7 protein-coding genes, 1 pseudogene and 1 other annotated feature are annotated in these 10,677 nt (G+C 57.4%); of the genes and pseudogenes, 5 read left to right on the top strand and 3 right to left on the bottom strand.

The annotated features are described in order from the left end of the window. Window positions 1-579: 579 nt before the first annotated feature. Window positions 580-1,656, bottom strand: a complete 1,077-nt coding sequence (locus CUC53_RS16845) for an OmpA family protein (protein WP_100295200.1) — start codon at window positions 1,654-1,656, stop codon at window positions 580-582. Between the two features lie 193 nt (window positions 1,657-1,849). Between CUC53_RS16845 and tesB the strand changes: the two genes are divergently transcribed. Beyond that, on the top strand, window positions 1,850-2,719 hold the full coding sequence (gene tesB, locus CUC53_RS16840; RefSeq protein WP_100295199.1) for an acyl-CoA thioesterase II: 870 nt from the start codon (window positions 1,850-1,852) through the stop codon (window positions 2,717-2,719). A 96-nt stretch (window positions 2,720-2,815) separates the two neighbouring features. Here the strand turns inward: tesB and aceK are convergent, their stop codons facing one another. Further along, window positions 2,816-4,543, bottom strand: coding sequence for a bifunctional isocitrate dehydrogenase kinase/phosphatase (gene aceK, locus CUC53_RS16835; protein ID WP_100295198.1), 1,728 nt, complete (start codon window positions 4,541-4,543; stop codon window positions 2,816-2,818). A gap of 199 nt (window positions 4,544-4,742) precedes the next feature. Between aceK and CUC53_RS16830 the strand changes: the two genes are divergently transcribed. From CUC53_RS16830 to thrC, 4 genes are all read left to right on the top strand, one after another. Further along, window positions 4,743-5,450, top strand: coding sequence for a tRNA/rRNA methyltransferase (locus tag CUC53_RS16830; RefSeq protein ID WP_100295197.1), 708 nt, complete (start codon window positions 4,743-4,745; stop codon window positions 5,448-5,450). Between the two features lie 69 nt (window positions 5,451-5,519). Next, window positions 5,520-5,650: a sequence feature (Thr leader region), on the top strand. A 47-nt stretch (window positions 5,651-5,697) separates the two neighbouring features. Next, on the top strand, window positions 5,698-8,157 hold the full coding sequence (thrA, locus tag CUC53_RS16820; protein WP_100295196.1) for a bifunctional aspartate kinase/homoserine dehydrogenase I: 2,460 nt from the start codon (window positions 5,698-5,700) through the stop codon (window positions 8,155-8,157). 2 nt (window positions 8,158-8,159) lie between these two features. Next, window positions 8,160-9,140 (top strand): homoserine kinase, encoded by a 981-nt coding sequence (thrB, locus tag CUC53_RS16815; RefSeq protein WP_100295195.1) that lies wholly within the window; start codon window positions 8,160-8,162, stop codon window positions 9,138-9,140. Further along, window positions 9,137-10,411, top strand: a complete 1,275-nt coding sequence (thrC, locus tag CUC53_RS16810) for a threonine synthase (RefSeq protein ID WP_100295194.1) — start codon at window positions 9,137-9,139, stop codon at window positions 10,409-10,411. The genes thrB and thrC overlap by 4 nt, the downstream gene beginning before the upstream one ends. Before the next feature lie 60 nt (window positions 10,412-10,471). On the opposite strand, the pseudogene CUC53_RS16805 reads toward thrC, so the two are convergent. Next, window positions 10,472-10,677: pseudogene (locus CUC53_RS16805) on the bottom strand (IS4 family transposase); the annotation flags it as partial.

The following is a 10,677-nucleotide window of genomic DNA, read 5'->3' as shown; positions in this document are numbered from 1 at the left end:
CCATCAGCCACGGCTTTGATTACTTCGCATCCACCCTGCCGATAGCTCCGGGTATTGCACATAGTCCAGTAAATGGCTGTGCAGGGGCTGTTGCTTTCTAAACCTGAAAATCTCTCCCACCAGCCGACTTTCGCAGGCATCAGTTCGAATGCGTACCCCCTTGTGGTGCCAGCAAGTCGCCCTATAGTGGATTTAGTGGATTGCCACCAAAAGGTGGGTGTCCCAATTAATTGCAAAATGTCATTGGCACTGTGTATGGGATCGGATAGCACGCCACCTGCTCGGGTGTGCTTGTGGTCAAAACACTGAACTCAGACTGGCCACCATGCCAGCCGCGGGAACGCCATCCGCATGATGCGAGCCTGAGCGCTAAGTCTCACTATCAGGCTCTGAATTGTTCCTTGTATGGTGAGCGCCATACTGACGCCCAGCCATCAAGCAGCAGAGCCGTCGACCTCGCTCATGCCTCGCGACGAGACCCGCCATCAATGGGGGTGCAAGCAGCCCTAGCTTTGGTGGTGCTGAGCAAGATGGCGGTCTGCTTCATTGGTGTATGGCCCTCGTCATGATACGAAGCGCTTAATCTGAGACTGCCGCCGCAGGTTCCGGTTCTGTGGATGCCTCAGGGGGCGAGACTGCGTGGGACCCCGTTACTTTCACCTCCACTCGCCGATCTGCGGCGAGGCAGTTGATAAGCTGCGCCCGCTCTTGCATAGCATCACACTCTTCACCACTGACAGGTTCACTGCTGCCATGCCCTTCAATCGTGATGCTGCCGGCTGGTAGTCCTTGTTCCATCAGAAAGTTAGCCACCGCTTTGGCACGTGCTTCGGATAATTGTTGATTGCTCGCCTCTGAGCCGATCCGATCGGTATATCCCATCACCACGGCACTCCCCTCTTTCGGCTGTATCTCGCTGATCTGTTGGTATAGCGAGGTCAATGCCGTCATCCCTTCCGGTTTAAGATCTGCCTCACCAAAAGCAAATAACACATCGGAGCTGAGGTTAAACGTGCGCTCCTCCACCTGCGGCGGCTCGGCGACCGGAGGGGCAATAACAGGGGCGGGTTCGGGGTCAGCAGGCGGGCGGCGATTGGGGTGGATCACTAGCTCTAACGTCGCGGTACTGATGTCGCTCACCCAGCGTTGGGTGCCACTATCAATACGATCATTGTCAGGATCATCGCCAACCCGCACCACATAGCGGTAACGGGCTTGAATATCGACCCAGTCACTGAGCGTTGCCGTTACCCCAAGCCCCACCAATGGCGCTAGGTTGTCATCACCGCCATTGCCAGAGCTAACGTGGTAGAGATAGCCCCCTCCTTCGCTAAACAGTGTCCATGTCTGGTTGATTGGTAACCGCCCGATGGCCGAGAGCGTTACCCCTTGGCTCTTGAAGTCACTGCCATTGATCTGCCAATCCCCGGTGGAGAGATAGCCAAGCTCAGCCCCGATATATTGATTGAGGGTATAGCCACCAAACAGCGCGAGCGCCGTTTGGTTTTTATCAACCGCTTGGCTTAGCGCAGCGAGGTCATGACCTATCGCCACCCCAGCCCCGATCCCGCCATACCAATCATCGGCCAACGCCGTCGTGGGCAATGCAACGACCAGCGCCACCGCAAGCCGTACAGATGTTATGTTGTTGTTCATCACATATCCTCAGCTGTTGTTTTAAGGCAAGACGCCGTGACAACACGGTGACCGCTGTTTTTAAGATAGGCGATAGCGATGAGACCAGCGCACATCCCCGATGTTCGCCGGGGGCTAAACCCCATCGGCGATATGGTTGCTCTCCCTAGGTGGGCTTGTTAGCCTTGGCGGCACTGGATAGAGGAGAGCGATGATGAGCAAGGTATTACATGAGCTATTAGCCCTGTTGGCACTAGAAAAAATTGAGGAGGGCCTGTTTCGGGGCCAAAGTCAGGATCTCGGCCTGCGCTCAGTATTTGGCGGGCAAGTGATGGGACAAGCCTTATCAGCCGCCCAACAGACGGTCGACAGTGATCGCCAAGTACACAGTTTTCACTCCTATTTTTTACGTCCTGGGGATGCCAATCGCCCCATCGTGTATGACGTTGAAACCATCCGTGATGGGCAAACAGTCTCGACCCGTCGGGTCAAAGCGATCCAAGGCGGCAAGCCTATTTTCTATCTCAATGCCTCATTTCAAGTCGACGCTGATGGCTTTGAGCATCAAAGTGCCATGCCAAGTGGGATCACCGCGCCGGAGCAGCTGGCTAATGAACTGGCCTTAGTAAAACCGTACGAGAACCTGATCCCTGCTGCCTTGCGCGACAAAATCTTGTGCGACAAGCCGATCGAAATCCGCCCGGCCACCCACATCGACTTACTGCGCCCTGCGGTGCAGGCGCCGCTGCGCCATGTGTGGGTCAAGGCCAATGGCCAGATGCCAGATGACCTGCGAGTGCACAAATACCTACTGGCTTATGCCTCCGACTTTCACTTTCTGGTGACCGCACTCCAGCCGCATGGTGTCTCTTACTGGGAGCCGGACATGCAGGTCGCCACCATCGACCACTCGATGTGGTTCCACCGCCCCTTCCGGCTCGATGATTGGCTGCTCTACGTGGTGGATAGCCCCAGCGCCAGTAGCGGGCGGGCGCTGGTGCGCGGTCAATTCTTTAACCGAGATGGCGTACTCGTTGCCAGCACCATGCAAGAGGGAGTGATCCGGCGCCGCGCCAGCCGCTAATAGGCAATGGCAGACAGACAAGCAAACGGGGTGGCAGCAGCCACCCCGTTTGCTTTGCTGACAACCTGCTGATAACGCCAGCTGGCTAGGCCAAGGTTAACCGCCGCGCTGGTATTTAAAGCGCTTTTTACGCCGATAGGGGTACACATCGGCAAATACCCCTTCCTTAATGTTGCTTTGCAATCCCTGCCAATAACTGGCATCAAACAACTCCTTGTGTGACTGCATCATCACGGTACGCACCATGGGTTTTTGCAATAAGAAGGTGGCAAACTCCTCGGGGAAAATGTCATTAGGCGCCACCGAATACCAAGGCTCGGCGCTGAGCTCATCTTCTGGGTAGCGCGGTGGCGGAATTTGGCGAAAGTTGCACTCGGTCATGTAGCAAATCTCGTCGTAGTCGTAGAACACCACTCGGCCATGGCGGGTGACGCCAAAATTCTTAAACAGCATATCCCCTGGGAAAATATTGGCCGCGGCCAGCTGTTTGATGGCGTTGCCATACTCCTCTAAGGCAAGCCGAGTCTGCTGTTCGTCCGCGCTGTCCAAGTAGAGGTTAAGGGGGGTCATTTTGCGCTCGGTGTAGAGGTGCTTGATCACCAGCTTGTCCCCGCTGACGGTGATCGCAGACGGGGCAACGGCGGTGAGCTCAGCGAACAGCTCGGGCGATATCCGCGCGAGCGGAAACTCAAAGTTAGTGAACTCCTGAGTATCAGCCATGCGCCCTACCCGATCGTGCTGCTTCACTAGCCGATACTTCGCTTTCACCTGGGCGTGGCTCACCTCCTTGGGCGGCGTGAACTCGTCTTTGATCACTTTAAAGACCACATCATAAGAGGGCAGCGTAAACACACTCATCACCATGCCCTTAATGCCGGGCGCAATGATGAAGAGATCGCGGCTGGCGGCCACATGGCGCAGATAGTGGCGGTAGAACTCGGTCTTGCCATGCTTCTGACAGCCAATGGCGTTGTAGATCTCATAGTCCGCTTTGTGGGGCAATATTTGGCGTAAAAAAGCCACCAACAGCGCAGGCACTGGGGCATAGACCATGAAATAGGCACGGGCAAACCCAAACACGATAGAGGCAAGCTCAGGCTCAAATATCACCGTATCAACAAAGAGGCTGTGGCCGGTGCCCAGCAGCGGCAAGATAAAGGGGTAAACCTCGCCCTTAACCCTGATAAGCCCCACCAAATAGGCCCCTTTATTGCGATAAAACACCTCCTTGAGCAACTCAATAGCAAACGGTTCATGGTGCAATATAGCCGGCCCACTTTCCGCAAGATGACGGCAAATATCGACAATATCTTGCTGTTTATCCTCATAAGGCAGGGTAAAGGTGTAATCCCCTAGCAGTTGGCTCAAGGTTTGTGGCAGGTGGCTCAGGGTGGTGCGGTAGACCCGCAGTAAGGGGCTTAAATCAGGCTGCTCGGCTCGGCTGATAAACGGGTGGATATAGAGATTTTCAGCGAAAATATTGCGATGACGGAAAATCCGGCGATAAACCGAGTTAAAAAACGACTCCGCCACTTCCACGTTGTCACACTGGGGTAGCAGATCGCTAAACGCCCCCTTGACCCGTTTGAGCAGAGCTTGGGTAGGCGTTCGCTCCCCCATCATCAGCTTGATGTTGGTGGTGGTGGTCCCAACGTAATGATCATAAAGGCGAATACGCTCACGTCCGGCCAACTGAACCCCCAGCCAGTCACTGTGTTCAAAGCGGCTTTTACTGCCTTGGGTGATGGCAAGAAAATGGCCATAAAATGACGTGAAGCGCTGCAAAATCGTCTCGGCGATGGCCTGTTCCAATGGCTGTGGCATCTGGCTGCTCTTCCTTGTGCGCTGGCAGGCCACACCGACTTGGCGTAGCCCGCTGATGGACTGACCCGTTTGGCCACTATGGCAACCTTCAAGGTGCCGTTCAAGTGGTAATATTGGGCCAAAAACGCTAGATTGCGCCCCTGTTTTACCGATGATCCGCCGCGGCCCGCGCCATGATCCCTGCCCAGGAGACAACCCGATGAAGCTCTATTTTGTGCTGGTGGCCCCAGCCCGTGCCGCCAATGTGGGCGCCGCTGCCCGCGCCATGAAGACCATGGGCTTTGACGCCATGCGGTTGGTGGCCAGTCGAGTACATCAAGAAGAAGAGGCAAACTGGGTCGCCCACGGCGCACAGGAGATTTTGAGCCATGCCGAGGCGTTCGACAGCTTGCCCGAAGCGCTCGCCGACATGGATCTGGTCATCGCCACCACCGCACGCCAACGTGGCCGCTATCAGCACTACCTCACCCCAGCGGAGATCCGAGCGCAGATCCTCGCTAAACCCTCCCTCAACAACGTGGCCATTGTCTTTGGTTGTGAAGAGTCAGGGCTCTCTAACGAGCAGCTGGCGCAGGTGGATCTGATCAGCTATTTACCGCTCAAAGTGAGTTATCCGTCGCTCAATTTAGGTCAGGCCATCATGCTCTATGCCTATGAGCTCAGCCCTCTGCTCGACACCCCAACCGCGACCGATAGCGAGGCAGTAGCAGAAAATTTTGATACGGTTGGCCAAGTGAGGGTGCTAAAACAAAAAACAGCAGAAATACTAGGTGAAATTGGTGTTTCTCAGGATGAAAAGCTACACCAGTGGGTGATGGACCGAGTGCCTATGCTGCCGCAGCGGGATCTGAATATGCTGCATCTGCTCTGTAAAGACCTGGTTCGCCGGTTCGGCGGCAAGGTTTAAGTTGACAGCCCAGCGCCTGACGCGGTATTGCTACAGGCCAGTTTTGTTCAAGAGCGTTCGTCATGGATTTTTGCCGCGTCATCACCACCATCATTATTACCGGTACCACCACAGGTGGCACTGGGGCCGGTTGATGCGCTGACGAACAAGCACAGAAATCTTAAAAAGGCCCGTACCCACCCAGTACGGGCCTTTTTGTTGGATAGTTTTTAGGCGATTTTTCAGAGACTTACAGGGAGAGATAGCGATGAGAGTGTTAAAGTTTGGCGGGTCGTCACTGGCTGATGCGTCACGTTTTCTACGGGTGGCCGATATTGCGGTCAATACCCATGGTCAATCTCAAGTGGCCTTGGTGCTCTCGGCACCGGCCAAAGTGACCAACCATCTGGTGGCGCTGGTGGAACAGACCAGCCGTGGGATGGATGCCAGCAGTACCCTGTTTGAAATCAACGGTATTTTCTCGCGCCTGCTGGCTGGTTTGAAAGAGGCTTACCCAGCCTTGGATGACAAGGCACTGCAAGCGCGCTTGACCAGCGAGCTCGATCAGGTCGAGCGGTTGATGCAGGGGATCCGCTTACTGGGGCTGTGCCCCGATAACATACAAGCCCGCATTTTGAGCCGTGGCGAGAACCTCTCCATCGCCTTTATGCACGAGCTGCTACGGGTACGCGGCCTTGAGCTGGATCTCATCGTGCCCGAGCAGCTGCTGGCCACCGATGGCGGCTATGTCGAAGCCCATGTTGATATCGAAGCCTCTCGCCTGCGCTTTGCCGCCAAGGGGCTGCGCAGTGATTGTCTCTATTTGATGCCGGGCTTTACCGGTGGCAGCGACAAAGGCGAAACCGTGCTGCTAGGCCGTAACGGCTCTGACTACTCTGCCGCCGTGTTGGCCGCCTGTGTCGATGCCGAATGCTGCGAAATTTGGACTGACGTCGAGGGCTGCTACAGCTGCGACCCGCGACTGGTGCCAGATGCTTATCTGCTCAAAACCCTCTCTTACAAAGAGGCGATGGAACTCTCGTATTTTGGCGCCAAGGTGCTGCACCCGAAAACCATCGCCCCCGTGGCCCAGTTCCACATCCCCTGCCTGATCAAAAACAGCTTCAACCCGCAGGGACCGGGCACCCTGATCGGGCCAGAGAGCGGTGATGACGACCTGAAAGTCAAAGCCATCTCAGATCTGTCTGGCATGTGCATGGTCAACGTCTCAGGCCCCGGCATGAAAGGGATGGTCGGCATGGCAGGGCGGATCTTCTCTGCCGTCTCTCGCGCTGGGGTCAGTATCGTACTGATCACCCAATCATCTTCCGAGTACAGTGTCAGCTTCTGTATCCACAGCTATGACCACGACAAGACACGTAAAGTGCTTGAGCGCGAGTTTGAACTCGAATTGAAAAACCAGCTGCTTGAGCCCCTCGAAATCATGCAGGATCTGGCGATCATTTCGCTGATCGGCGACGGCATGCGCACCAGCAAAGGGATGGCGGCCCGCTTCTTTACCTCACTGGCGCAGGCCTCCATCAATATTGTTGCCATCGCCCAAGGCTCCAGCGAGCGTTCCATCTCCGCCGTGGTGCGGGATCGCAAAGTGGCCGAGGCCATCAAAGCCTGTCACCAGAACTTCTTTGGCAGCCAGCACTTTATCGATCTGTTTGTGGTCGGGGTCGGTGGCGTCGGCGCCGCACTGGTAGATCAGATTGCCCGCCAGCAACCGGTGCTGGCCGAACAGGGCACTGGCTTGCGGGTAGTGGGTATCGCCAACAGCCGCCAGATGGCGGTCAATAAAGATGGGCTGAATCTGACCAACTGGCGTGACCAGCTGGTGGAAGCACAAAGCAGCTTTAGCCTAGAAGCGGTGCAAAAACTGGTGGAAGATAGCCACCTGATCAACCCCGTGATCGTCGATTGCACCTCCTCTGAGGCGGTCGCCGTCCAGTATGCCGACTTCCTCGCGGCCGGTTTCCACGTGGTGACCCCCAACAAGAAAGCCAACACCGGCACCCTCGATTACTACAAGGCGCTGCGCCGCACCGCCCGCCAGACTCGCCGTAAGTTCTTGTATGAAACCAACGTCGGCGCCGGGCTGCCGGTGATTGAAAACCTGCAAAACCTGATCATGGCCGGCGACAAGCTGCGGGCCTTCGATGGCATCCTCTCCGGATCGCTCTCCTTTATTTTCGGCAAGCTGGATGAAGGGATGGCGTTCTCCGAGGCGACCCAGATCGCCCGCAGCAATGGCTTTACCGAGCCGGACCCACGGGATGACCTCAACGGCATGGACGTAGCGCGCAAGCTGCTTATTCTGGCCCGCGAAGCCGGGATGGCGCTGGAGCTTGCCGACGTCGAGGTCGAGCAGGCACTGCCACCGGGCTTTGATGCCAGTGGCGATGTCGAGACCTTTATGGCTCGCCTGCCCGAAGCCGATGGCTGGTTCCGCGACCAGTTTGCCGCCGCGCAAGCGCAAGGCAAGGTGCTGCGTTATGTCGGCTCCATCGAGGGTGGCAAATGCAAGGTCGCCATCAAGGCAGTCGGTGGCGATGAGCCGCTATTCAAGGTCAAAGATGGCGAGAACGCCCTCGCCTTCTTCTCCACCTACTACCAGCCCATCCCACTGGTGCTGCGCGGCTACGGCGCCGGTACCGAAGTGACCGCAGCGGGCGTCTTTGCTGACGTGCTGCGCACCCAGAACTGGAAGCAGGAGTTGTAAGCATGAGTTCAGACATGAACCAAAGCACTAGCGTGGTGGCCTACGCCCCCGCCTCTAGCGCTAACTTAAGCGTTGGGTTTGATGTATTGGGGGCGGCGCTCGCCCCCGTAGATGGCTCCCTGCTCGGCGATCGGGTGCAAGTGAAAGCGGCTGACGTGGCCTTTGCCCTCTCCTCTGTGGGCCGCTATGCCCACAAGCTGCCGGACGATCCGAAAAAGAACATCCTCTACGATTGCTGGGTCGCCTATGGCGCGGCGCTGGAAAAGCGCGGCCTGACACTCAAGCCGCTGGCGATGGTGCTGGAGAAAAACCTGCCGGTGGGCTCCGGCCTTGGCTCTAGCGCTTGCAGCGTGGTGGCGGCGTTAGAGGGGCTCAACGCTTTTCACGGCAAGCCGCTCGATGAGCACGACATGCTGCTGTTAATGGGGGAGATGGAAGGCAAAATCTCCGGCTCCATTCACTACGACAACGTCGCCCCCTGTTATCTGGGCGGCATGCAGCTGGTGCTGGAAGAGGGCGGCGTCCTCAGCCAAGGCATTCCGGTGTTCGAGCAGTGGTACTGGGTCGTCTGCTACCCCGGCACGGTGGTCTCCACTGCTGCGGCCCGCGCCATTCTGCCCGCCCAATATCGCCGCCAAGATTGCCTCACCTACGGTCGCCGCTTGGCTGCGTTTGTCCATGCCAGCTACACCGGGCAAGAGCAACTGGCCGCCAGCGTACTCAAAGACGTGATTGCCGAACCCTACCGCGCGGCGCTGATCGACGGCTTTAACAACGTGCGGGCACAAGCCACCCAAAACGGGGCGCTGGCCACCGGTATTTCCGGCTCCGGCCCCACCGTGTTCGTGGTGATGAAAGAGCGGGCGCAAGCCGAGCGAATGAAAGAGTGGATGGAAGCACATTTCGTCCAGAACGAAGATGGTTTTGCCCGAGTCTGCACCATAGACATGGCTGGGGCACGGGTCACAGGAAGCGAGCTATGAATCTTTACAACATCAAAGATAACAGTGAACAGGTGAGCTTTGCCCAGGCAGTGCGCCAAGGGTTGGGTCGCGAGCAGGGGCTGTTTTTCCCCGAGGTGATTGCACCGCTGGCCGATGTGGATGGCTTGCTCGATCTGCCGTTGGCCGAACGCTCGGCCCGCATCCTCAGCCACTTGCTGGGGGACGAAGTGCCCGCAGCCAAAGTCAGCGAGCTGATTAATGCCGCCTTCACCTTCCCGGCGCCGCTGGTGAAGCTCAAAGATGGCACCTATGCCCTTGAGCTGTTCCACGGCCCGACCCTGGCGTTCAAGGATTTTGGTGGCCGCTTTATGGCCCAGTGCCTTGCGGCCTTCCGCACTAACGACAAGATCACTATCCTCACCGCCACCTCCGGTGACACCGGCGCCGCCGTGGCCCACGCGTTTTACGGGCTGGAGGGGATTGAGGTGGTCATTCTCTATCCCAAGGGCAAGATAAGCCCCTTGCAGGAGAAGCTCTTTTGCACCCTCGGCGGCAATATCCGTACCATCGCCATCGACGGCGACTTCGATGCTTGTCAGGCGCTGGTGAAAGATGCCTTTGATGACGAGGCGCTGAAAAAGGCGATTGGCCTCAACTCCGCCAACTCCATCAATATCAGCCGGCTGCTGGCGCAGGTGTGCTACTACTTCGAGGCGGTAGCCCAGTTGCCCAAAGCCGACCGCGCCAAGGCGGTCATCAGCGTGCCGTCCGGCAACTTCGGCAACCTCACTGCGGGCCTCATCGCCAAGGCGCTGGGGCTGCCGGTCAAGCGCTTTATCGCCGCCACCAACGCCAACGATACCGTGCCGCGCTACCTGAAAACCGGTCAGTGGGAGCCGCACCAGACGGTGGCAACCCTGTCGAATGCCATGGATGTCAGCCGCCCCAACAACTGGCCTAGAGTAGAGGAGCTCTGCCGCCGCAAGGGCTGGGCGCTGGAAACGCTGGGCTCTGGTATGCGTGATGACGCCCAGACCCGTGATGCGCTCAAGCGCTTGCACCAGCTGGATTACCTCTGTGAACCCCATGGCGCCATTGCCTGGGATCTGCTGGGGGAACAGCTGGCCGAGGACGAAGTAGGGGTGTTCCTCTGCACCGCCCACCCCGCCAAGTTCAAAGAGTCGGTGGACGAGATCCTGCATCTGGATGTACCGCTACCCGGCCCGCTCGCCAAGCACGCCGAACTGCCGCTGCTCTCCGTTAATTTGCCAGCGGAGTTTGCCCGGTTAAGAGCGTTTTTGGTGGGTTAACTGCTGTGTCGTGATAGCTGATAGAAATAAAAATCCCCCAGTAACGGTAATGCCAGTCAGTTAAGCCTGACTGGCATTGTTTTTATTGGCTTTTTGCACCGCATACTTTTGTGGTCTTGCCTTCACACTGCGGGGATAACTCCGCTCCCTTCGCTCCGGTAATACAAACTGCCCCGCCTGCTTATCCAGCTCCGCCACCCGCTTCGGGATACTCCCCGGTGACAGGTACGGCATGCAGCTCAGTTCATGGATGAGATAGACCGATG

It is taken from the genome of Aeromonas cavernicola (genome assembly GCF_002795305.1).
Classification (GTDB): Bacteria; Pseudomonadota; Gammaproteobacteria; order Enterobacterales; family Aeromonadaceae; genus Aeromonas; species Aeromonas cavernicola.
This window is presented reverse-complemented; position numbering and strand designations above follow the sequence as displayed.

Bases quoted from the DNA above. Each gene is read 5' to 3' on its own strand.
- CUC53_RS16845 (WP_100295200.1), bottom strand. From the start codon at position 1,656: ATGAACAACAACATAACATCTGTACGGCTTGCGGTGGCGCTGGTCGTT.
- thrA (WP_100295196.1), top strand. From the start codon at position 5,698: ATGAGAGTGTTAAAGTTTGGCGGGTCGTCACTGGCTGATGCGTCACGT.
- aceK (WP_100295198.1), bottom strand. From the start codon at position 4,543: ATGCCACAGCCATTGGAACAGGCCATCGCCGAGACGATTTTGCAGCGC.
- thrB (WP_100295195.1), top strand. From the start codon at position 8,160: ATGAGTTCAGACATGAACCAAAGCACTAGCGTGGTGGCCTACGCCCCC.
- tesB (WP_100295199.1), top strand. From the start codon at position 1,850: ATGAGCAAGGTATTACATGAGCTATTAGCCCTGTTGGCACTAGAAAAA.
- thrC (WP_100295194.1), top strand. From the start codon at position 9,137: ATGAATCTTTACAACATCAAAGATAACAGTGAACAGGTGAGCTTTGCC.
- CUC53_RS16830 (WP_100295197.1), top strand. From the start codon at position 4,743: ATGAAGCTCTATTTTGTGCTGGTGGCCCCAGCCCGTGCCGCCAATGTG.